Origin of the sequence: Xanthomonas sp. 3793 (assembly GCF_024806835.1) — a bacterium.
Classification (GTDB): Bacteria; Pseudomonadota; Gammaproteobacteria; order Xanthomonadales; family Xanthomonadaceae; genus Xanthomonas; species Xanthomonas arboricola_F.
In genome coordinates this window covers 1-21,285 of sequence record NZ_JANTYU010000002.1, presented here as the reverse complement: position 1 = coordinate 21,285, position 21,285 = coordinate 1, and the positions used below count along the sequence as shown (strand labels likewise).

General features: G+C 62.4%; 32 protein-coding genes and 1 pseudogene. 2 read left to right on the top strand and 31 right to left on the bottom strand.

Going from position 1 to position 21,285, the window contains the following annotated elements; translation table 11 throughout:
- Positions 1 to 3 precede the first annotated feature (3 nt).
- Positions 4 to 474 carry a DUF2127 domain-containing protein gene (locus FHY18_RS06290; protein ID WP_259152810.1) on the top strand — a complete coding sequence of 157 codons (471 nt, stop codon included), beginning with the start codon at positions 4 to 6 and terminating at the stop codon, positions 472 to 474.
- A gap of 105 nt (positions 475 to 579) precedes the next feature.
- Positions 580 to 2,196: an amidase gene (locus FHY18_RS06285; RefSeq protein WP_259153934.1), complete on the top strand. Its 1,617-nt coding sequence runs from the start codon at positions 580 to 582 to the stop codon at positions 2,194 to 2,196.
- Positions 2,197 to 2,268: 72 nt separating this feature from the next.
- On the opposite strand, the gene FHY18_RS06280 is transcribed toward FHY18_RS06285, so the two are convergent.
- The 31 genes and pseudogenes from FHY18_RS06280 to FHY18_RS06130 form a co-directional block, all read right to left on the bottom strand.
- Positions 2,269 to 3,396 carry a mechanosensitive ion channel family protein gene (locus FHY18_RS06280; RefSeq protein ID WP_259152808.1) on the bottom strand — a complete coding sequence of 376 codons (1,128 nt, stop codon included), beginning with the start codon at positions 3,394 to 3,396 and terminating at the stop codon, positions 2,269 to 2,271.
- Positions 3,397 to 3,481: 85 nt separating this feature from the next.
- Positions 3,482 to 4,879, bottom strand: coding sequence for a 3-deoxy-7-phosphoheptulonate synthase class II (locus tag FHY18_RS06275; RefSeq protein WP_259152806.1), 1,398 nt, complete (start codon positions 4,877 to 4,879; stop codon positions 3,482 to 3,484).
- A 203-nt stretch (positions 4,880 to 5,082) separates the two neighbouring features.
- Complete coding sequence (locus FHY18_RS06270) at positions 5,083 to 5,604, bottom strand: disulfide bond formation protein B (protein ID WP_259152805.1); 522 nt, start codon at positions 5,602 to 5,604, stop codon at positions 5,083 to 5,085.
- A gap of 666 nt (positions 5,605 to 6,270) precedes the next feature.
- Complete coding sequence (rplQ, locus tag FHY18_RS06265; protein WP_003486665.1) at positions 6,271 to 6,654, bottom strand: 50S ribosomal protein L17; 384 nt, start codon at positions 6,652 to 6,654, stop codon at positions 6,271 to 6,273.
- Positions 6,655 to 6,835: 181 nt separating this feature from the next.
- Complete coding sequence (rpoA, locus tag FHY18_RS06260; RefSeq protein ID WP_002811635.1) at positions 6,836 to 7,834, bottom strand: DNA-directed RNA polymerase subunit alpha; 999 nt, start codon at positions 7,832 to 7,834, stop codon at positions 6,836 to 6,838.
- Between the two features lie 53 nt (positions 7,835 to 7,887).
- Complete coding sequence (gene rpsD, locus FHY18_RS06255; RefSeq protein ID WP_002811641.1) at positions 7,888 to 8,514, bottom strand: 30S ribosomal protein S4; 627 nt, start codon at positions 8,512 to 8,514, stop codon at positions 7,888 to 7,890.
- Positions 8,515 to 8,529: 15 nt separating this feature from the next.
- A complete protein-coding gene (gene rpsK / locus FHY18_RS06250; protein WP_003486671.1) occupies positions 8,530 to 8,922 on the bottom strand; it encodes a 30S ribosomal protein S11 in 393 nt (130 codons plus the stop codon).
- Positions 8,923 to 8,932: 10 nt separating this feature from the next.
- Positions 8,933 to 9,289, bottom strand: a complete 357-nt coding sequence (gene rpsM / locus FHY18_RS06245) for a 30S ribosomal protein S13 (RefSeq protein WP_003486672.1) — start codon at positions 9,287 to 9,289, stop codon at positions 8,933 to 8,935.
- 332 nt (positions 9,290 to 9,621) lie between these two features.
- On the bottom strand, positions 9,622 to 10,989 hold the full coding sequence (secY, locus tag FHY18_RS06240) for a preprotein translocase subunit SecY (RefSeq protein ID WP_039412801.1): 1,368 nt from the start codon (positions 10,987 to 10,989) through the stop codon (positions 9,622 to 9,624).
- A 7-nt stretch (positions 10,990 to 10,996) separates the two neighbouring features.
- The gene (rplO, locus tag FHY18_RS06235) at positions 10,997 to 11,440 is read right to left on the bottom strand and encodes a 50S ribosomal protein L15 (protein ID WP_003486676.1); all 444 of its coding nucleotides are present in this window, start codon (positions 11,438 to 11,440) and stop codon (positions 10,997 to 10,999) included.
- Between the two features lie 4 nt (positions 11,441 to 11,444).
- The gene (gene rpmD / locus FHY18_RS06230) at positions 11,445 to 11,636 is read right to left on the bottom strand and encodes a 50S ribosomal protein L30 (RefSeq protein WP_003486678.1); all 192 of its coding nucleotides are present in this window, start codon (positions 11,634 to 11,636) and stop codon (positions 11,445 to 11,447) included.
- Positions 11,629 to 12,171 carry a 30S ribosomal protein S5 gene (gene rpsE / locus FHY18_RS06225; RefSeq protein ID WP_003486682.1) on the bottom strand — a complete coding sequence of 181 codons (543 nt, stop codon included), beginning with the start codon at positions 12,169 to 12,171 and terminating at the stop codon, positions 11,629 to 11,631. The genes rpmD and rpsE overlap by 8 nt, the downstream gene beginning before the upstream one ends.
- Before the next feature lie 158 nt (positions 12,172 to 12,329).
- The gene (gene rplR, locus FHY18_RS06220; RefSeq protein ID WP_005993383.1) at positions 12,330 to 12,689 is read right to left on the bottom strand and encodes a 50S ribosomal protein L18; all 360 of its coding nucleotides are present in this window, start codon (positions 12,687 to 12,689) and stop codon (positions 12,330 to 12,332) included.
- 91 nt (positions 12,690 to 12,780) lie between these two features.
- Positions 12,781 to 13,308 (bottom strand): 50S ribosomal protein L6, encoded by a 528-nt coding sequence (gene rplF, locus FHY18_RS06215; protein ID WP_064634201.1) that lies wholly within the window; start codon positions 13,306 to 13,308, stop codon positions 12,781 to 12,783.
- Between the two features lie 15 nt (positions 13,309 to 13,323).
- The gene (gene rpsH, locus FHY18_RS06210; RefSeq protein WP_010371096.1) at positions 13,324 to 13,722 is read right to left on the bottom strand and encodes a 30S ribosomal protein S8; all 399 of its coding nucleotides are present in this window, start codon (positions 13,720 to 13,722) and stop codon (positions 13,324 to 13,326) included.
- Positions 13,723 to 13,926: 204 nt separating this feature from the next.
- Complete coding sequence (gene rpsN / locus FHY18_RS06205; RefSeq protein WP_005917137.1) at positions 13,927 to 14,232, bottom strand: 30S ribosomal protein S14; 306 nt, start codon at positions 14,230 to 14,232, stop codon at positions 13,927 to 13,929.
- 18 nt (positions 14,233 to 14,250) lie between these two features.
- Positions 14,251 to 14,793, bottom strand: coding sequence for a 50S ribosomal protein L5 (rplE, locus tag FHY18_RS06200; protein WP_010371090.1), 543 nt, complete (start codon positions 14,791 to 14,793; stop codon positions 14,251 to 14,253).
- Positions 14,794 to 14,804: 11 nt separating this feature from the next.
- Positions 14,805 to 15,122 (bottom strand): 50S ribosomal protein L24, encoded by a 318-nt coding sequence (gene rplX, locus FHY18_RS06195; RefSeq protein WP_003486696.1) that lies wholly within the window; start codon positions 15,120 to 15,122, stop codon positions 14,805 to 14,807.
- Positions 15,123 to 15,137: 15 nt separating this feature from the next.
- The gene (rplN, locus tag FHY18_RS06190; protein WP_003486699.1) at positions 15,138 to 15,506 is read right to left on the bottom strand and encodes a 50S ribosomal protein L14; all 369 of its coding nucleotides are present in this window, start codon (positions 15,504 to 15,506) and stop codon (positions 15,138 to 15,140) included.
- Between the two features lie 14 nt (positions 15,507 to 15,520).
- The gene (gene rpsQ / locus FHY18_RS06185; RefSeq protein ID WP_104611275.1) at positions 15,521 to 15,790 is read right to left on the bottom strand and encodes a 30S ribosomal protein S17; all 270 of its coding nucleotides are present in this window, start codon (positions 15,788 to 15,790) and stop codon (positions 15,521 to 15,523) included.
- A gap of 11 nt (positions 15,791 to 15,801) precedes the next feature.
- Positions 15,802 to 15,987: a 50S ribosomal protein L29 gene (rpmC, locus tag FHY18_RS06180; protein ID WP_003486703.1), complete on the bottom strand. Its 186-nt coding sequence runs from the start codon at positions 15,985 to 15,987 to the stop codon at positions 15,802 to 15,804.
- Complete coding sequence (gene rplP / locus FHY18_RS06175) at positions 15,987 to 16,400, bottom strand: 50S ribosomal protein L16 (RefSeq protein ID WP_003486706.1); 414 nt, start codon at positions 16,398 to 16,400, stop codon at positions 15,987 to 15,989. Before rplP ends, rpmC begins: the two co-directional genes overlap by 1 nt.
- Positions 16,401 to 16,405: 5 nt before the next feature.
- Positions 16,406 to 17,140: a 30S ribosomal protein S3 gene (gene rpsC, locus FHY18_RS06170; protein ID WP_005993372.1), complete on the bottom strand. Its 735-nt coding sequence runs from the start codon at positions 17,138 to 17,140 to the stop codon at positions 16,406 to 16,408.
- A 17-nt stretch (positions 17,141 to 17,157) separates the two neighbouring features.
- The gene (rplV, locus tag FHY18_RS06165) at positions 17,158 to 17,493 is read right to left on the bottom strand and encodes a 50S ribosomal protein L22 (protein ID WP_002811686.1); all 336 of its coding nucleotides are present in this window, start codon (positions 17,491 to 17,493) and stop codon (positions 17,158 to 17,160) included.
- 12 nt (positions 17,494 to 17,505) lie between these two features.
- A complete protein-coding gene (rpsS, locus tag FHY18_RS06160; protein ID WP_005993369.1) occupies positions 17,506 to 17,775 on the bottom strand; it encodes a 30S ribosomal protein S19 in 270 nt (89 codons plus the stop codon).
- Between the two features lie 6 nt (positions 17,776 to 17,781).
- Positions 17,782 to 18,609 carry a 50S ribosomal protein L2 gene (gene rplB / locus FHY18_RS06155; RefSeq protein ID WP_003486715.1) on the bottom strand — a complete coding sequence of 276 codons (828 nt, stop codon included), beginning with the start codon at positions 18,607 to 18,609 and terminating at the stop codon, positions 17,782 to 17,784.
- 10 nt (positions 18,610 to 18,619) lie between these two features.
- Positions 18,620 to 18,919, bottom strand: a complete 300-nt coding sequence (rplW, locus tag FHY18_RS06150; RefSeq protein ID WP_002811694.1) for a 50S ribosomal protein L23 — start codon at positions 18,917 to 18,919, stop codon at positions 18,620 to 18,622.
- The gene (rplD, locus tag FHY18_RS06145) at positions 18,916 to 19,521 is read right to left on the bottom strand and encodes a 50S ribosomal protein L4 (protein WP_016900669.1); all 606 of its coding nucleotides are present in this window, start codon (positions 19,519 to 19,521) and stop codon (positions 18,916 to 18,918) included. Before rplD ends, rplW begins: the two co-directional genes overlap by 4 nt.
- Before the next feature lie 12 nt (positions 19,522 to 19,533).
- A complete protein-coding gene (rplC, locus tag FHY18_RS06140) occupies positions 19,534 to 20,184 on the bottom strand; it encodes a 50S ribosomal protein L3 (RefSeq protein WP_005993363.1) in 651 nt (216 codons plus the stop codon).
- 11 nt (positions 20,185 to 20,195) lie between these two features.
- Positions 20,196 to 20,507, bottom strand: coding sequence for a 30S ribosomal protein S10 (gene rpsJ, locus FHY18_RS06135; RefSeq protein ID WP_003486723.1), 312 nt, complete (start codon positions 20,505 to 20,507; stop codon positions 20,196 to 20,198).
- Between the two features lie 457 nt (positions 20,508 to 20,964).
- Positions 20,965 to 21,285: pseudogene (locus FHY18_RS06130) on the bottom strand (elongation factor Tu); the annotation flags it as partial.

The window sequence follows — 21,285 nt, the reverse complement described above, 5'->3', positions numbered from 1 at the left end:
GTCGTGAGCAAGACGCCCTATAGCCCGGATCCGCGTGCGCATCCGGGTCTCCACGCGATCGCCTTGCTGGAGGCGGTCAAGGGCGGGCTTGCGCTGTTGGCGGCGACGGGCCTGGAAATTCTGGGCCCGCTCCCGCTGCAGAACGCGGTCAGCACGCTGATCCGCCGCTTCAATCTGGATCCGGACCACGGCGCACTGCCGTCGTTGCTCAAGACCATCAGCCCCGATGCGGTGCATCTGGCGGCCGCTGCCATGCTGGCCTATGGCCTGCTGCATGTGGTGGAAGCCTGGGGGTTGTGGCGTGCCAAGGCCTGGGCCTCGCTACTGGGCTGCCTGTCGGCGGCCATCTATCTACCCTTCGATATCTACGCCATCGTCCGCCATCCTGGCTGGACCGCCTGGGCCGTGCTGGCGATCAACCTGATCGTGGTCGGCGTGCTGGCACGCGATCTGGTCAAGCGCCGACGTCGCTGACCCTGCCGCCCGTCCACGGGCACCCCGGCACGTTGTTACTCCGACGCAGCGACGTTAGCCTGCGGCAAGTCCCCCAGCGGAAAACCGCCAATGCGCTCCACCTCCTTGTGCTTTGCGCTGCTGCTGGCGCTATGCGGCTGCGCGCATGCGGACCACCCGCAGCGCCCGGCAACCGGCACCGCGCCGGCAACCAAACCGCTCGACCTGATCCATGCCGATATCGCCGGCCTGCAAGCCCGCATGGCCCGCGGCGACACCACCAGCCTGGACCTGACGCGCGCCTATCTGCAACGGATCGACACCATCGACCGCGCCGGCCCCACGCTCAATGCCGTGATCGAGCGCAATGCGCAAGCCGAAGCCGATGCGCGCACCCTGGACGCGGAACGCGCCGCCGGCCGCATCCGCGGACCGCTGCACGGCATCCCGGTGCTGCTCAAGGACAACATCGACGCCGTGCCCATGGTCAACAGTGCCGGCTCATTGGCGCTGGCCGGGTTTCGCCCTGCCCGCGACGCCTTCCTTGTGCAGCGGCTGCGCGCGGCCGGCGCAGTGATCCTGGGCAAGACCAACCTGAGCGAATGGGCCAACTTCCGCTCCACCCAGTCCAGCTCCGGCTGGAGCGGCCGCGGCGGGTTGACCCGCAATCCGTACGCACTGGATCGCAACCCCTGCGGCTCCAGCGCCGGCACCGGCGCGGCGATTGCCGCCAGCCTGGCCACGGTGGGCATCGGCACCGAAACCGATGGCAGCATCACCTGCCCGGCTGCGGTCAATGGCCTGGTCGGGCTCAAGCCCACCGTCGGGCTGGTCAGCCGCGACGGCATCATTCCGATCTCGGCCAGCCAGGACACCGCCGGCCCGATGACGCGCAGCGTCGCCGACGCGGCCGCGCTGCTGCAGGCCATCGCCGCGCCCGATCCACAGGACCCGGCGGGACGCAGTGCGCCGTCGTCCACACCGAACTATCTCGCCCAGCTCAACCCCGATGGCCTGCGCGGCGCGCGCCTGGGCCTGCTGCGCAATCCACTACGCGAAGATCCGGCGATTGCCGCAGCATTGGATCGCGCCGTGCAGATCTTGCGCGCGGCCGGTGCCACGGTGGTTGAGACTGCCCTGGTCACGGATGGCAAGTGGGATGCTGCTGAGCAGATGGTCTTACTGGTCGAATTCAAGGCCGGCTTGAATGCCTATCTGCGCAGCCACGCCGCACCGGTCAAAGACCTCGATGCGCTGATTGCCTTCAATCGCGCCAATGCGCAGCGCGAAATGCCCTACTTCGGCCAGGAATTGTTCGAGCAGGCGCAGGCTGCGCCGGGCCTGGAGGATCCTGGCTATCTGAGCGCACGCGCCAGCGCCCGGCGGCTCGCCGGCGAACAAGGCATCGACGCAGCTCTGAAGGCCGATCGCCTGGATGCGCTGATCGTGCCGACCACCGGCCCTGCCTGGGTCACCACGCTCGGCAAGGGCGACAACTTTCCCGGCGCCGGGTACGGCGCCGCCGCAGTGGCCGGGTATCCCAGCCTGAGCGTGCCGATGGGGCAGACCCGGGGACTGCCGCTCGGACTGCTGTTCATGGGCACCGCGTGGAGCGAGCCGCGCCTGATCGCCCTGGCCTATGCCTATGAGCAGCGCAGTCACGCGCGATTTGCGCCCGGCTACGCGCCGAGCGCACCGCCGGCGACACCTGCGACCACACCGCAACCGAACACGCCCGACTGAACGAGCAAGGAGGCGGTGCAGACATCGACAGCATGCGCACACCATCGCGGGCGGGCGCGTCGGCAGGCTCCGCTAGATCGATGCCGCCGGCTCGCCGTCTTCCGCACCCGGCGAGCGGACGCCTTCCGGCGAGATCGGTGCTGCAGCACGCGACACCGGCTGTTCCTGCGCTGCAATTTCGGCGCGGATCCTGGGCAGCGCGTACGCGTGCTCGCGGGTCAGAAAGTCGATCATGCGCTCGCGCACCAGGCAGCGCAGATCGAACGCATCGCCAGAATTGCGCGCGCTCACCAACAAGCGGACCTGGATTGTGTTGTCGCTGGTGTCGGTGATCTGGGTAACGCACACGCGCCCATCCCAGAGCGGCTCGCTCTGGCAGATGCGCTCAAGTTCCGCGCGCACTGCCGCGATCGGCGTGCGGTAATCCAGCCACAAGAACGCGGTACCGAGCAGATCCGCACTGGCCCGCGTCCAGTTCTGGAACGGGTTTTCGATAAACCAGGTCAGCGGCACCACCATGCGTCGCTCGTCCCAGATGCGCACCACCACATACGAGCTGCCGATCTCTTCGATGCGGCCCCACTCGCCTTCCACGATCACCACATCGTCCAGACGGATCGGCTGGGTCAAGGCGATCTGCAGCCCGGCAATCAGATTGCCGAAGACCGGCTTGGCCGCGATACCGGCCACCAGCCCGATGATGCCGGCCGATGCCAGCAACGTCTTGCCGATCTGGCGCACCTGCTCGAAGCCAAGCAACACCACCGAGATGCCGAGCAGGATCACCGCGCCCATCACCACCCGGCTCAGCACCCGTGTCTGGGTCTGGATACGCCGCGCGGTGAGATTGTCCGATACCTCGATCGGATTGCTGCGCAGGATTGCCGCCTCGCCGGCTGCTACTGCGCGTACCAGCAGCCAGGTGACGCAGCCGACGATGCCGACATGCAACAGGTGCTGCACCGCTGCCAGCGCCTTGCCGGACAGCGGCGTCGCTTCAGTGGCGACCCCCAGAAACAGCAGCGGCAGGATGAAGGCCGCCGGCAGCGTGACCACGCGAATGATGCGTGCGCGGCGGTAGTCGCGGCCCTGCATGCGGCGGAACAGCCACAGCATCAGCGACCAGGTGACGATGCCCGCCAGCAGCGCGGCGCCTAGCGGGATTGCGTATTCGCGGATGACGTTCCAATCGGCAGTCAAACCGTTCCTCCTGTGGGGGGAAAGAGGGATGGCTGCAGCATCATGCCGCACGCGGCATGAGCATCACGTCATGCGTACGGTGACATCACGCGCCCAGCGGTTGCGACGCCACCTGCTGTTGCTTGCGCACGATCGCCATTGCGATTTCGAGCGACTGTTCGTAGTTCAGCCGCGGATCCACGCTGGAGCGGTAGGCGCGTTCCAGATCGCGCTCGGTGAGCTCGCGCGCACCGCCGGTGCATTCGGTGACGTCTTCGCCGGTCAGTTCCAGATGCACGCCGCCCAGCCGTGTGCCGGCCGCCGCATGCAGGTCGAACGACAACTCCACTTCGCTGCGGATATTGTCGAAACGCCGGGTTTTATAGCCGTTTCCGGTGCTTTCGGTATTGCCGTGCATCGCATCGCAGACCCACAACACGCGTCGGCCATCGCGCTTGACCGCATCCAGCAGCGGCGGCAATTTTTCGGCAATCTGGGTCGCACCCATGCGATGGATGAAGCTCAAGCGCCCGGGTTCGTCCTCGGGGTTGAGCACATCGATCAGGCGCAGCAGCTGATCCGGCTGCACCGATGGCCCCACCTTGATCGCAATCGGATTGCGCACCCCACACAGATATTCCACATGCGCGCCATCCAGCGCTGCGGTGCGCATGCCGATCCACGGGTAATGCGTGCTGAGGTTGAACCAGCCCCACTGACGCGGCACCTGACGGGTCAGGCCCTCTTCGTAGGGCAGCAACAGCGCTTCGTGCGAGGTGTAGAAGTCGATGCGATTGAGGTTGTACACCTCGGACCCGGACAGGGTTTCCATGAAGCGCACCGCGTCGCCGATCGACGCCACCATCTTCTGGTAGTCGGCCGCCAGCGGCGAATAACCCACCCAGTCCAGATTCCAGTATTCGGGGTGGTGCAGGTCGGCGAAACCGCCATCGATCAACGCACGCACGAAGTTCATCGTCATCGCCGACCGCGAGTGCGCGGTGATCATGCGGCGCGGGTCGGGCACGCGCGCGGCCTCGGTGAAGGCCGGCGCATTGATCACATCGCCGCGGTAACTGGGCAAGGTCACGCCATCGCGCGTTTCGGTATCGGCCGATCGCGGCTTGGCGTACTGCCCGGCAAAGCGCCCTACCCGCACCACCGGCAGGCGCAGGCCATGCACCAGCACCAGGCTCATTTGCAGCAGCACTTTCAGCCGATTGGAGATCGTACCCGATTCGCAATCGCTGAAATTCTCCGCACAATCGCCGCCCTGCAGCAGGAAGCGCTTGCCTTCCTGCGCCTCTGCCAGCTGGCGCTTGAGCGCGAAGATCTCCCACGAGGTCACCAGAGGCGGCAACTGCCCCAACTCGCTCATGGCGGCCTGCAGCGCATCCTGGTCCGGATACACCGGCAGCTGCAGGGCGGGTTTGCCACGCCAGCTACCCGGCGCCCACGACGAGGCGGCGGAATCGGAAACGGGAGAAGGGGCGGAAGGATTCATGGCAGTGACACTCCTGGACAGCCTGCGATGGTGGCAGAGCCTGATCGCTACGCAAAGCACCCTGGCTGCGGAGCACACCGCTGCCAGTCACCTATCTCCACTGAGGGCAGCGACCAAAGCGACGGACACGGCTGAACGGCGCGGGATTCACTGTGCAATTTCGATGTTTTTTGTGCAAACGACAGAGACCTGCCATCGGCCCATCAGTGGTGATGCACCGAACTACGCCGCGCCTTGAAGCCGGCATATAACGCCCACAATGCAAGCGCCACGAACCACACCATGCTCCACATCGGCATGCTCAGGCCCAGGAAGCGCCAATCGATGTTGCCGCAATCCCCGGTACCGGTCAGCACCGTGCGAAACACTTCGAACGGCCCCATCGTCTCGCTCAGAAAGCTCAGTGGCGGCCCGCACGACGACATCATGTCCTTGGGCCGGATCTGCACCCAGACATGCCGCGCCGCGATCCCCATGCCCACGCCCGCTGCGATGAAACCCAACACGCCATAGACCTTGCGCCCACCGGCAGCACGCGGCCCATGCAGCGCACCCAGCAGGAACACTACCGCCAGCGCCGCGAATGCGATCCGCTGAAAAATACACAACGGGCATGGCTCGAGTCCCAGGTGCAGTTGCACATAGATCGCGTAGGCCAGCAGTCCTGCGCAAGCAACAAACCCCAACAGAAACTGTGCCCGGAAACCCCAACGGAATGGATTCATCGTGACCGCTTGCCTAGGACCAAGGCCTCGATTATCAGCCATGACCGCCGACATGACCACGCATGCATGCGTCTGCCGAAGCGCCTGCTACGAAGCGCTACAGCATCTGCGCGGTGCTGTCGGCGCTATCGGTGACCTACAGAGCACTCAAGCGCCCCTCGAGGAGGGCGGAGGCATCCAAAGCGCCTGCTGCGGATGGATCCGGCTCGGGCACGAACGGCCGATGCGCCGTGATCGCGTCGCCACCACATGCGTGCCGCGGACAAGATGAAAGCATTGCCATGCCGGATCCACCGCGCGCCTGCCCCCTGTCTCCACAGCACCTTTGGCAGACCCAGGCTTCCGGGGAACCGGCCACCGAGCCAAGCGCCGTCCCACGCCATGGTGGCTGCTTAGTCGAGATGCGGTGCGTCACTCAAACGCCAACCTCGCCCTCCGTCCAACTCACGACCCACTTTACGCACTCCGGATCCTCTTCACTCCCAAGCCAGCGCGTCAGGACATTCGCGGATTCTTCGACCCACGTTGGCCGTACCGCAGCATCCGGTGATCGCGCCGCGCCGGCGATTTGCACCTTGCTGCGTCCCTCGACGACACCCCTAACGCCCCAATAAAAAAGCCCGGCGCGAGCCGGGCTTTTCTAAGCATCTTTACAAAGCGCTCCGATTACTCGGCCACTTCTTCCGCCACGACCGGGCGGTCGACCAGCTCGACATACGCCATCGGCGCATTGTCACCGGCACGGAAGCCGGCCTTCAGGATGCGCAGGTAGCCGCCGGGACGGGTCGCGTAACGCGGGCCCAGCTCGACGAACAGCTTGCCCACGGCTTCCTTGTCGCGCAGGCGAGCGAAGGCCAGACGACGATTGGCAACGCCATCGACCTTGCCGATGGTGATCAGCGGCTCGGCGACGCGACGCAGTTCCTTGGCCTTCGGCAAGGTGGTCTTGATCAGCTCGTGCTTGAACAGCGAAGCGGCCATATTGCGGAACATGGCTTCGCGGTGCGCGCTGGTGCGGTTGAACTTACGACCGGATTTCTGGTGACGCATGAGTGTGATTTCCTAAGGAATGTTGAGACTGCTTGAGAGACGTTGTCGCCATCCTGGCGCTGTTGAATGGACTGCGGTTGGTCCGAACCGGCCGTCCCTTGACCGGATGTCACCGCGGGCTTTGGCCCGTCGATGTAAAAAACAAACATGGGCGCCCGAAGACGCCCATGCGGGTGATGCATTAACCAAGCATGCCGTGCTGGGCGACACCGGCCGGCGGCCAGTTCTCCAGCTTCATGCCCAGCGCAAGGCCGCGCTGTGCCAGCACTTCCTTGATTTCGGTCAGCGACTTCTTGCCAAGATTCGGGGTCTTGAGCAGTTCCACTTCGGTCTTCTGGATCAGATCGCCGATGTAGTAGATGCTCTCGGCCTTCAGGCAGTTGGCCGAACGCACGGTCAGCTCGAGGTCGTCGATCGGGCGCAGCAGCACCGGATCCACGCCGCTGGCAGCCGGCTTGGCCGCACCGCGATCGCGGTGGGTGAAATCGCCGAACACCGACAGCTGATCGCTGAGGATGTCGGCGGCGGTGCGCACGGCTTCCTCGGCATCGATCGTGCCGTTGGTTTCGATATCGATCACCAGCTTGTCGAGGTCGGTGCGCTGTTCGACGCGCGCAGCTTCCACGGCATAGGCAACGCGACGCACCGGCGAGAACGACGCGTCCAGCATCAGACGACCGATGGTACGGGTCTCTTCATCCGGACGACGACGCGCAGCAGCCGGCTGGTAGCCGAACCCACGCTCGATCTTCAGACGCATGTTCAGTGCGGTGTCTTTGGTCAGGTGGCAGATCACGTGGTCGCCGTTGATGATCTCAACGTTGTGATCGGTCCTGATGTCGGCCGCAGTGACCGTGCCCGGACCCTGCTTGGACAACGACAGCGTGGCGCTGTCGCCACTGTGCATGCGAATCGCCACGTCTTTCAGGTTGAGCAGGACGTCAAGCACGTCTTCCTGCAAACCCTCGACCGTGGTGTACTCGTGCAGCACGCCGTCGATCTCGACCTCGGTGATCGCAAAACCGGGGATCGACGACAACAGCACACGACGCAGGGCATTGCCCAGCGTGTGCCCGTAACCGCGCTCCAAGGGCTCGATCACGACCTTGGCACGGTTGTCGGTAAGACGTTCGATCTGCGGACCACGGGGGCGCAGAACCTGGTTGGCGGTAACCGTCATGTTGCGGGGTCTCCTGCGAACCTCCGGCAGTGCCGGAGGTTCTCCAATGTGAATTACTTCGAATACAACTCGACGATCAGCGCTTCGTTGATATCCGAAGGCAGGTCAGCGCGATCCGGCACGGCCTTGAATACGCCGCTGAACTTCTTCGAATCGACTTCAACCCACGACGGCGTCATGTCGTGCTGCTCAGCCACGGTCAGGGCTTCCTGCACGCGGAGCTGCTTCTGTGCTTTTTCCGACAGCGTGATCGCATCGCCGGCCTTGATCTGGTACGAAGCCAGATTCACCGACTTGCCATTGACCAGCACGCCACGGTGCGACACCAGCTGGCGCGCGGCCGGACGGGTGACGGCAAAGCCCATGCGGTAGCAGACGTTGTCCAGACGGGTTTCCAGCAACTGCAGCAGGTTCTCGCCGGTGTTGCCCTTCTTGGTCGAGGCCTTCTTGTAGTAGTTGCGGAACTGACGTTCCAGCAGACCGTAGATACGCTTGACCTTCTGCTTTTCACGCAGCTGGGTAGCGTAGTCGGAGAGCTTGCCTTTGCGAGCCGCGCCGTGTTGGCCGGGCTTCTGCTCAAGCTTGCACTTGGAGTCCAGCGCACGCGCCGGGCTCTTGAGGGAAAGATCGGCGCCTTCGCGGCGGGCGAGCTTACAGGTAGGACCGATATAACGAGCCATTTCTTATCGCTCCCTTTAGACGCGACGCTTCTTCGGCGGACGGCACCCGTTGTGCGGGATTGGCGTCACGTCGATGATGTTGGTGATCTTGTAGCCCACGTTGTTCAACGAACGCACGGCCGACTCACGGCCCGGACCCGGACCCTTGATACGTACTTCCAGCGACTTCACGCCGTAGTCGAGCGCAGCGCGGCCAGCCTTTTCGGCGGCAACCTGAGCAGCGAACGGGGTCGACTTACGCGAACCACGGAAACCGGCGCCGCCGGACGTAGCCCACGACAAGGCGTTGCCCTGGCGATCGGTGATGGTGACGATGGTGTTATTGAACGAAGCGTGGACATGAGCGACGCCGTCAGTGATGACGCGCTTGATCTTCTTCTTCGTTTTCTTTTCTGCTGGCTTTGCCATGATCTATCCCTTACTTCCTGATCGCCTTGCGCGGACCCTTACGGGTGCGGGCGTTGGTACGGGTGCGCTGACCACGCAGCGGGAGACCACGGCGATGACGCAGACCGCGATAGCAGCCCAGGTCCATCAGTCGCTTGATCGCGATACCGATTTCGCGGCGCAGGTCGCCTTCGACGACATACTTGCCGACTTCGGCGCGCAGGCGCTCGATTTCGGGTTCGGACAGATCACGAATCTTCGTGGTCGAGGTAACCCCTGCGGATTCGCAGAGCTTCTTAGAACGGGTACGGCCGATGCCGTAGATGCTTTGCAACCCGACCCAGACGTGCTTCTGGGCTGGCAGGTTGACGCCTGCAATACGCGCCATGACGCGATTCTCCAACTGAGTGATGGCCCGACAGCGCCCAGGCGCCATCCGGCAGGATGGATCAAAAGTGAACTCGGAATTATAGCAAGGCCTCGGATTGCTTTGAAGCCCGTGGAACCAGAGGTTCCATGGACCCGGCGTGGGGAGTGTGCCCTCGCTCCGGCGCCGGACGGTGTTGATCCAGAAAACTTCTCCGAACCGCCTGTGCTACTCCCGCACAGGACCACCCCGTCACACCCGCACGCGAGACGTCGCGCGAGCCGCCCTTCTGATCGGAAGATCGTGGCCCGGGAACCAGGCCGTCTTCACGTAATGAAGATCTAGTGTACCACTTAACCGCGCGCCAAGCCGCCGCGCGAGCCGCCCTTCAGGTTGGCCTTCTTCAGCAAGCTCTCATACTGGTGCGACATCAGATGCGCCTGGATCTGCGCAATGAAGTCCATCACCACCACCACCGCGATCAGCAACGACGTACCACCGAAATGGAACGAGGTACCGAGCTGAGTGCGCATGATTTCCGGCAGCAGGCAGACGATGACCAGGTACAGCGAACCGGCCGCGGTCAGCCGCGTCAGCACGCCGTCGACGTAATCCGCCGTGGCCTTGCCGGGGCGGATGCCCGGAATCAATGCGCCCGACTTCTTGAGGTTGTCGGCAGTCTCTTGCGAGTTGAACACCAGCGCGGTGTAGAAGAACGCGAAACCGATGATCAGCGCGGCAAATACCAGCATATGCACCGGTTCGCCCGGCCCAAGCGCGTTGGCGATCTTCTGCAACCACGAACCCACGCCACTACCCGATGCCGCCTGACCCGACCACATCGACAGCGTCGCCGGGAAGGCCAGGATGCTGGAGGCGAAGATCGGCGGAATCACACCCGCCATGTTGAGCTTCAGCGGCAGGAACGAGGTCTGGTTCATATACGCATTGCGACCGCCCTGGCGGCGCGCGTAATTGACCGTAATCCGCCGTTGCCCACGCTCGACGAACACCACAAACAGCGTAAACGCCAGGATGGTGATGACGATCAGCAACAGCGAAATGAAGCTCAGATTGCCTTCGCGGAACGCCTCGACGGTCTGGATGGCCGCCGACGGCAGACCGGCCACGATGCCGGCAAAGATGATCAGCGACACACCGTTGCCGATGCCGCGCTCGGTGACCTGCTCGCCAACCCACATCAGGAAGATTGTACCTGCCGTCAGCGCGATCACTGCTGTGAGCACAAAGCCCATGCCCGGCGCGTACACCACCGGAGCGCCGCCCGGTGCGGTCTGGTTCTGCAGCGCAAGCGCGATACTGCCGCCCTGCACCACCGCCAGAAGCACCGCGCCAATGCGCGAATACTGGGTGATCTTGCGTCGGCCCGACTCGCCTTCCTTCTGCATCGCCTTGAGGGCGGGAAAGATATGCGTGGCCAACTGGATCACGATCGATGCCGAGATGTACGGCATCACGTTCAACGCAAAAATACTGAAACGGTGCAGGGCGCCGCCCGAGAACATGTTGAACATGTCCACGATGCCGCCGCCCTGCGCCTGCATCAACGAAAGCATGGCATCGGGATTGACGCCCGGCACCGGCACATAGCAGCCGATGCGATAGACGATCAATGCCCCGAGGACGAACAGTAGCCGCTGGCGAAGTTCCGTGAACTTGCCGAGCCCGCCACCGAGGTTACCAATGCCAGCCTGCGCCATCTGCCGATTACTCCTCTACGCTGCCGCCGGCAGCTTCGATTGCTGCCTTGGCGCCTGCGGTAGCCGCAACGCCCTTCAGCACGAACTTCTTGCTCAGCTCGCCCTTCAGCACGATCTTCGCCTTCTTGGCGCGGCTCGGGACCAGATTGGCCGCACGCAGCGCTGCAAAGTCGACATCACCGGCATCCAGCTTGTCCAGCTGGTAGGACAACACTTCAGCGGTATCGCGCGCCATCTTGGAGCGGAAACCGATCTTGGGCAGACGGCGCTGCATCGGGGTCTGGCCGCCTTCGAAGCCGGCCTTGATCTTGCCGCCGCCCTTGCGAGCGAACGAACCCTTGTGACCGCGACCAGCGGTCTTGCCGAGGCCCGAACCGATACCACGACCGACGCGGGTGCGTTCGGTACGGGCGCCGTCGGCCGGCTTGAGGTCATTAAGACGCAGAGTCATTGGATTACTCCTCAACCTTGACGAGGTAGTGAACCGTATTGATCAGGCCACGCACCTGCGGGCTGTCCTTCAGTTCACGCACATCGTTGAGCTTATTCAGGCCCAACGCACGCACCGACAGGCGGTGACGCGACTGGGTTCCACGCAGGCCACGCACCAGGCGCACCTTGACGGTCTTGTTGGTGTCCTTAGCCATGGTTGAGCTCCTCCACCTTCTTGCCGCGCTTGGCCGCAACACGGGCCGGCGACTGCACTTCCGACAGACCCTTCAGGGTTGCGCGGACCAGGTTGATCGGATTACGCGAACCGACCGCCTTGGCCAGCACGTTCTTCACGCCAACCGCTTCGAGCACGGCGCGCATCGCACCGCCGGCAATGACGCCGGTACCTTCGGAAGCCGGCTGCATGTACACGCGTGCGGCGCCATGGCCGGACTTGACCGCGTGCCACAAGGTTCCGTTGTTCAGATCAACAGTAGCCAGGTTCTTGCGCGCCTGTTCCATCGACTTCTGAATGGCGACCGGCACTTCGCGCGCCTTGCCATAACCAAAACCGACCTTGCCCAGACCATCGCCGACCACGGTCAGCGCAGTGAAGGTGAACTGGCGACCGCCCTTGACCGTCTTGCTGACGCGGTTGACCGCGACCAGCTTCTCGATCATGCCGTCGTCGACTTTCTCTTCGCGGTTACGGTCGCGATCACGACCCCGCGGTGCACGTTCTTCTGCCATCTTGATTCCTTGATTGATTGAGTATGTACGGCTCGAAGCCGCTTATGGTTGTGGAGTGGAACGGTGGTCCCGTGGCCGCTGCAAAAGAACGGGACGGTCCGGCATCTCCCTGCCGGCGGAAACGCGGATGCGGCCGATGGCCACATCCGCAGCAGTGCTTAGAACTGCAGGCCGCCTTCGCGAGCCGCATCGGCCAGCGCCTTGATGCGACCATGGTAGCGGTAGCCCGAGCGGTCGAATGCGACCTTCTCGATACCGGCAGCCTTGGCGCGCTCGGCGATCAGCTTGCCGACCTTGACGGCGGCATCGCTGTTCTTGCCGTTCTTCAAGCCATCCTTGACGTCGGCCTGCAGGGTGTTCGCCGCAGCAATCACCTTGGAACCGTCGGCAGTGAAGACCTGGGCATACAGGTGCTGACCGGTGCGCAGCACCGACAGACGCGCGACGCCCAGCTCGCGGATGTGTGCACGGGTCGACTTGGCGCGACGCAGGCGGGCGATGTTCTTGTTGATGCTCATGATATTTATCCTACGAAAGCTGAAGGAAAACAGGCTTTTGCAATAAGAAGTCCAGCCATGGATGGCCGGACTCCTCGCAGAGGGACCTGCCTTACGCCTTCTTGGCTTCCTTGCGAATGATGACTTCACCGGCGTACTTCACACCCTTGCCCTTGTAGGGCTCGGGCGGACGGAAACCGCGAATCTTGGCGGCGACTTCGCCGACGCGCTGCTTGTCGGCGCCCTGGACCACGATTTCGGTCTGGGTCGGGGTCGACAGCGTGATGCCTTCCGGCGCCACGAACACCAGCGGGTGCGAGAAACCGAGCGCCAGGCTCAGATCCTTGCCCTGCATGGCAGCGCGGTAACCGACGCCGACCAGCTCGAGCTTGCGCTCGAAGCCTTCGGACACGCCCTTGACCATATTGGCCAGGATGGCGCGCACGGTGCCGGTGATGGCCAGCTGCGACGGATCGTTTGCCGACAGGGTTGCGACATCGCCGTCGATGGCGATTTCCACGCCCACCGGCTTGGGCAGGGTCAACGTACCCTTCGGGCCCTTGACGCTGACCAGCTCAGGCTGGACGTTGAGCTCAACACCCTTCGGAAGGGAAACAGGCTTCTTGGCTACACGGGACATGTTCGATTCCTTCCCTTAGGCCACGAAGCACAGGACTTCACCACCAACGCCGGCTTCGCGAGCCTGCGCATCGGTCATGATGCCCTTCGACGTGGAGATGATGGCGATACCCAGGCCACCGAGGACCTTGGGCAGCTCGGTCTTGCCGCGGTACTGACGCAGACCCGAGCGCGAGAAACGCTTCAGGGTCTCGATGACCGGACGGCCTTCGAAATACTTCAGCACGATTTCCAGCTCCGACTTGTTGTTTTCGGTGGCCGTAACGCGCAGGTCGGTGATGTAACCCTCGTCCTTCAGGACCTGGGCGATCGCAACCTTGATTTTGGACGACGGCAATTTCACCGTCTGCTTACCAACCGCGGCCGCATTCTTGATGCGAACCAGCAGGTCGGCGATGGGATCAGTCATGCTCATATGAGTACCTTTGAGTGCACCGATATCCGCTTTCGCGAAAATCTTGTGTTTTCCTGGGGACGGGCCAGGACCCTTGACGCCATGCCGAGCCGCTACGGGCAAGACAGAAGCGGAAGTATACGACAAAAGAGCCCGACTTGCGTCGGACTCCCTTGTTGAACAGAACCATCCTGTTCAAACCGGCCGCGAACGGCCGGGATGCTGTTACCAGCTTGCCTTACGCAGACCCGGAACGTCGCCGTTCATCGTGGCCTTGCGCAGCATGTTGCGACCCAGACCGAACTTGCGGTAGACACCGCGCGGACGGCCGGACAGCTCGCAACGGTTGCGGTGGCGGCTCGGCGACGAATCGCGCGGCAGCTTCTGCAACTTGGTCGACGCATCGATCTTCTCTTCGTAGGACGCATCCTGACTGGAGAGGATCTTCTTCAGCGCATCACGCTTGCCGGCAAATTTCTTCGCCAGCTTTGCACGCTTGATGTCGCGGTGGATCATGGAGGTCTTTGCCATTTCGGATGTCCTCGACGGTCAGTTACGGAACGGGAACTTGAACGCTGCCAGCAGCGCCTTCGCTTCCGCATCCGTCTTGGCGGTGGTGGTGATGGCGATATCCATACCGCGAATCGCATCGACGGCGTCGAAATCGATTTCCGGGAAGATGATCTGTTCCTTCACACCCATGTTGAAGTTGCCACGACCGTCGAAGGAACGACCGGAGACACCACGGAAGTCGCGCACGCGCGGCAACGAGATGTTGATCAGGCGATCCAGGAACTCGTACATCTTGGCGCGACGCAAGGTGGTCTTGCAGCCGATCGGCCAACCATCGCGAATCTTGAACGATGCGACCGAGACGCGCGACTTGGTGACCACCGGCTTTTGACCGGAGATCTTGGACATGTCGGCGACCGCATTCTCAAGAATCTTCTTGTTGGTAGCCGCCTCACCCACGCCCATGTTGAGCGTGACCTTGACCAGCTTCGGCACTTCCATCGGATTGGTGTAGCCGAATTCCTTCATCAGGGCCGGCACCACGTTTTCCTTGTAAAACTTTTCGAGACGCGTATTCATGATCTCATTCCTCAGGCGTCGAGCGCCTCACCGCTGGAGCGGAACACACGCAATTTGCGTCCATCCTCCAGCACCTTGAAGCCAACGCGCTCGCCCTTGCCCGTTGCCGGGTTGACGATATTGACGTTGGAGATATGGATCGACGCTTCACGCTCGACCACGCCGCCGGCGACACCCGCCTGCGGGTTCGGCTTGGTGTGGCGCTTGATGACGTTGGCATTGGAAACGATCACGCGATCGCCGTCCACACGCACAACTTCACCCTGCTTACCCTTGTCCTTGCCGGTGTTGATGACGACCTGGTCGCCCTTCTTGATACGGTTAGCCATGTGTATGTCCTCCGCTCACAGCACTTCGGGAGCGAGCGAGACGATCTTCATGAACTTCTCGGAACGCAGCTCGCGCGTCACCGGCCCGAAGATGCGGGTCCCGATCGGCTCCTGCTTGTTGTTCAACAGCACAGCGGCATTGCCATCGAAGCGGATCAGCGAACCGTCGGGACGGCGCACACCCTTGCGGGTACGCACCACGACGGCGTCGTAGACTTCGCCCTTCTTGACCTTGCCACGCGGAATGGCGTCCTTGACGGTCACCTTGATGATGTCGCCAATGTGTGCGTAGCGGCGCTTGGAGCCGCCCAGCACCTTGATGCACATCACTTCCTTGGCACCCGAATTGTCGGCCACATCGAGGTAGCTCTGCATCTGGATCATGATTCAGATCTCCCTTAGCCGGCCGAACGGGTGACGATTTCGACCACCCGCCAGTTCTTGGTCTTGGACATTGGAGCAATCTCGGTCACGCGCACGACATCGCCTTCATTGCAGGCATTGTCGGCATCGTGTGCGTGGAGCTTGGACGAGCGCTTGATGTACTTACCGTACAACGGGTGCTTGACCTGGCGCTCCACCAACACGGTGACCGTCTTGTCCATCTTGTTGCTGACGACACGGCCTTCGACCGTGCGCAGCGTTTGCTTTTCGTTGTTGTCGCTCATCGCGGCCGTCCTTACTTGGTGCTGCCGAGCAGGTGCTTGACGCGAGCAATCTCGCGGCGCACCCGGCGGGTTTCGTGGGTCTTCGGCAGCTGGCCGGTGACCTGCTGCATGCGGAGCGAGAACTGCTCCTTACGCAGATCGGTCAGGTGGGCCTTCAGTTCGTCAGCCGACTTCTCGCGGAGTTGTTTGATATCCATCAGCGCACCGTCCGGGTCACGAAAGTGGTCGTCACCGAGAGCTTGGCAGCGGCAAGGCGGAACGCCTCACGTGCGGTCTCTTCGGGAATCCCCTCGATTTCATAGATCATGCGGCCCGGCTGAATCTGCGCGACCCAATACTCCACGTTGCCCTTACCGGAGCCCATGCGGACTTCGATCGGCTTCTTGGTGATCGGCTTGTCGGGGAACACACGGATCCACATCTTGCCGCCCTTTTTGACGTGGCGGCTGATCGTGCGGCGTGCTGCTTCAATCTGGCGTGCGGTCAGCTGACCGTGCGCCGTGGCCTTGAGGCCGTATTCGCCGAAGCTGACGGCGTTTCCGCTCCATGCCAGGCCGTCATTGCGGCCCTTGTGCATCTTGCGATATTTGGTTCGCTTGGGTTGCAACATTGCCGTTACCTCGCTTCACGAGCCGGGCGCGACGGGCGGTCACCGCGGTCGCCACGATCGTTACGATCGTTGCGCGGGCTGTCGTCCTGCTTTTCCTGGCCAACCTGAGAGAAGTCGAAGACTTCGCCCTTATAGATCCAGACCTTGATGCCGATGATGCCGTACGTCGTGGACGCTTCGGCAAAACCGTAATCAATGTCGGCACGTAGCGTGTGCAGCGGCACGCGGCCTTCGCGGTACCACTCCGAACGGGCGATTTCTGCGCCGTTGAGGCGGCCAGCCACATTGACCTTGATGCCCAGGGCACCCAAGCGCATCGCGTTACCGACCGAGCGCTTCATTGCGCGGCGGAACATGATGCGACGCTCAAGCTGCTGCGCGATCGACTCGGCGACCAGCTGCGCATCCAGCTCCGGCTTGCGCACTTCGGTGACGTTGATGTGCGCCGGAACGCCCATCAGCTCGCTCACTTCCTTACGCAGCTTTTCGATGTCCTCGCCACGCTTGCCGATCACCACGCCCGGACGGGCAGTGTGGATGGTCACGCGGGCGGTTTTGGCAGGGCGCTCGATCAAGATCTTGCTGACACCTGCCTGCGCGAGCTTCTTGCGCAGCATTTCACGCACTTTCAGGTCGGCTGCCAGATAGGCAGCGAAATCGCCCTTGTTTGCGTACCACTTGGAGTTCCAGTCTTTGGAGATACCAAGACGGATTCCAGTCGGATGAACTTTATGACCCATGGTCTTTTCCTTTCCGCTTACTTGGCGGCGCCGACAATCACAGTGATGTGACTGGTGCGCTTGAGGATGCGGGTACCGCGGCCTTTCGCCCGCGCCATGAAACGCTTCAGGGACGGACCTTCATCAACCATGATGGTCTTGACCTTCAGCTCGTCGACATCCGCGCCCTGATTGTTCTCGGCATTGGCAATAGCCGACTCCACAACCTTTTTGATCAGGTGTGCAGCCTTCTTGTCCGAGAACTTCAGCAGATTGACCGCACGCTCGGCGGACAAACCACGCACCTGGTCAGCGACCAGGCGGGCCTTCTGCGGGGAGATGCGCGCGGTGCGCAGGATTGCTTTCGCTTCCATCGTCATCTCTCCTTACCTGCTCGACTTCTTGTCGCCACCGTGACCCTTGAAGGTCCGGGTGACGGCAAATTCGCCGAGCTTGTGGCCGACCATATTCTCGTTGACGAGCACCGGAATATGGTTCTTGCCGTTATGCACGGCGATGGTGATGCCTACCATTTCCGGCAGGATCATCGAACGGCGCGACCAGGTCTTGATCGGCTTCTTGCTACCCGCAGCGGACTCCACCTTCTTTGCAAGGTGGTGATCGACGAACGGGCCCTTCTTGAGTGAACGTGCCATGGTCGATTAGCCCCTACGATCGCGGACGATGAATTGCTGGGTGCGCTTGTTCTTGCGCGTCTTGTAACCCTTGGTCGGAACACCCCACGGGGTGACCGGATGCGGATTACCCTGACCAGCCTTCGCTTCACCACCACCATGCGGGTGATCGACCGGGTTCATGGCCGCACCGCGAACGGTCGGGCGAACACCGCGCCAACGCTTGGCGCCGGCCTTGCCCAGCTTCTCGAGGTTGTGCTCGTCGTTGCCGACTTCGCCGATGGTGGCGCGGCACTCGACCGGCACCTTGCGCATTTCGCCCGAGCGCAGACGCAGCGTGGCATAGATGCCTTCGCGAGCGACCAGCTGGACGGCTGCACCGGCAGCACGTGCGATCTGAGCGCCCTTACCCGGCTTCAGCTCGATACCGTGGACCGTCGTACCGACCGGGATGTTGCGCAGCGGCAGCGTGTTGCCGGTCTTGATCGGTGCATTGGCACCGGCAATGACCTGGTCGCCAGCCTTCAGGCCCTTGGGGGCGATGATGTAGCGACGCTCGCCGTCGACATAGCACAGCAGGGCGATATGAGCGGTACGGTTCGGATCGTATTCGATCCGCTCCACACGCGCCGGAATGCCTTCCTTGTTGCGCTTGAAGTCGATGATGCGGTAGTGCTGCTTGTGGCCACCACCGACGTGACGCACGGTGATGCGGCCATGGTGGTTACGACCACCAGACTTGCTCTGCGAGTCGAGCAGCGCCGCGTGCGGTGCGCCCTTGTGCAGATCGGGAGTAACCACGCGCACGGCGGAACGACGGCCGGGAGAGGTGGGTTTGAACTTCATCAATGGCATGGGATGGACCTCAGGCCTTGGCCGTTACGTCGATGGACTGACCATCAACCAGGCGGACGTACGCCTTGCGCCAATTGCCACGGCTGCCAGCACGGTTACGGAAGGACTTGCTCTTGCCCTTGACGTTGACCACGTTGACTGCCTTGACCTTGACGTCGAACAGCTGCTCAACCGCGGCCTTTACATCGGCCTTGGTGGCTTCGTTCGAAACTTCGAAGACATACTGGTTGGAGATTTCCTGCAGGCGCGCGGTCTTTTCAGAGACTCGCGGAGCACGCAGCACGCTGAAGATTTTTTCGTTGCTGCTCATGCCAGCCACTCCTCGACCTTCTTGACCGCATCGGCGGTGATCACGACCGTATCGGCCCCGACCAGAGCGACCGGATCCAGACCCTGCACATCACGCACCTGCACATACGGCAGATTGCGGGCGGACAGATACAGGTGCTCGGAAGCTTCTTCGGTGACGATCAGCGGGCGCTTGCCCACGTCCAGTCCCTTCAGCTTTTCGATCAGACCCTGGGTCTTGGTGGTTTCGACGTCGAACGCATCGACGATCATCAGGCGACCCTGGCGGTTAAGCTCAGAGAAGATCGCGCAGATGGCCGCACGGTACATCTTGCGGTTGACTTTCTGCTCAAAGCTGCGCGGCTTGGCCGCGAAGGTCACGCCGCCGCCGACGAAGATCGGAGCCGTCAGCGCGCCATGACGCGCACCGCCGCCCTTCTGCTTCTTCGACTTCTTGGTCGTGCCCGCAACTTCCGAACGCGTCTTCTGTGCCTTGGTACCAGCGCGACCGGCATTGCGATAAGCGACGACGACCTGGTGAACCAGATCTTCGCTGAATTCGCGACCGAACACGGCATCGGAGACCGAGACCTTGTTGTTGCTACCCGTGATAACGAGTTCCATCGTCATCTCTCCTTATGCCTTGCTCGCCGGACGGACGATCACGTCGCCACCAGCTGCGCCAGGCACGGCGCCGCGGATAGCAATCAGACCACGCTCGACGTCGACCTTGACCACTTCCAGGTTCTGCGTGCTTTGCTGCACGGCGCCCATGTGGCCCGACATCTTCTTGCCCGGGAAAACGCGACCCGGGGTCTGGCGCTGACCCAACGAACCCGGCGCGCGATGCGACAGCGAGTTACCGTGAGTTGCATCGCCCATACGGAAGTTGTAGCGCTTGATGGTGCCCTGGAAACCCTTACCCTTGGTGACGCCCTGGACGTCGACCTTCTGGCCGACTTCGAAGATGTCCGCCTTGATTTCGCCGCCGACGGCGAAATCGCCGAGCTGCGCATCTTCAACGCGGAATTCCCACAAGCCACGACCCGCTTCGACCTTCGCCTTGGCGAAGTGACCGGCGGCCGGCTTGTTGACCAGTGCGGCGCGACGCGCGCCAACGGTAATCTGCACCGCGCTGTAACCGTCGGTTTCAACGGTCTTGATCTGCGCGATGCGGTTCGGAGTTGCTTCGATCAGCGTAACCGGCACCGAGCGGCCGTCTTCAGTGAAGACGCGGCTCATGCCAGCCTTGCGGCCCACGAAGCCCAACGAATATTTCTTCGTCATGGTCGTAGTCCTCAGGTCAACTTGATCTGTACGTCGACGCCAGCCGCGAGCTCGAGCTTCATCAGCGCGTCCACGGTCTTGTCGTTGGGGTCGACGATATCGAGCACACGCTTGTGCGTGCGGGTTTCGTATTGGTCACGCGCATCCTTGTCGGCATGCGGGGATACGAGGATGGTGTAACGTTCGATCTTGGTCGGCAACGGGATCGGGCCACGCACTTGCGCGCCGGTCCGCTTAGCCGTTTCGACGATCTCGCTGGCCGAACGGTCGATCAAACGATGATCGAACGCCTTCAACCGAATCCGGATCTTTTGTTCCGACATGACGGAAGCTTCCTTCGTTAAAAGAGCGACGGGCAAGGCCTCTGGGATACCTGCCCCGATATTCCTGCGTTGGTGAAATCGCCAGACATCCTGCCGACGAGGGCTTTCCTCCGCCCAAAAACTGAGGCAGCCCGGTAAACCGGCCTGCCCAGACGGAAAAGTATAATGCGCAGATAGAGCACGGTCAACAACAGGTGAGTTGTTGAGTGCTCCATGCAACGCGACCTTCCCGGTCTGGCGAACACGAGCGGCATCCTGCCGTTCTTTTCGCTTGTGAACCCAGCGCCCTACCCAGGGACACCGAGCCGCGCATTATAGCGATGCGGATTTAGGTGCGCAAGCGCTTAACCAAAAAGAATCCGACACCCCGCCCGCACTCCAACGCAAAAAAAGGGCCGGCTTGCGCCGACCCCTTAGATTGCGTCGGCGACCGAAGCCGCCGAACTGCAGGCATTGCTTACTTGATGACCTTGGCAACCACGCCGGCGCCGACGGTACGGCCGCCTTCGCGAATCGCGAAGCGCAGACCTTCGTCCATCGCGACCGGGTTGATCAGGGTCACGACCATCTTCACGTTGTCGCCCGGCATCACCATTTCCACGCCTTCCGGCAGCTGGCAGGCGCCAGTGATGTCGGTGGTGCGGAAGTAGAACTGCGGACGGTAGCCCTTGAAGAACGGGGTGTGACGGCCACCCTCATCCTTGGACAGCACGTAGACTTCGGCTTCGAACTCGGTATGCGGCTTGATCGAACCCGGCTTGCACAGCACCTGGCCGCG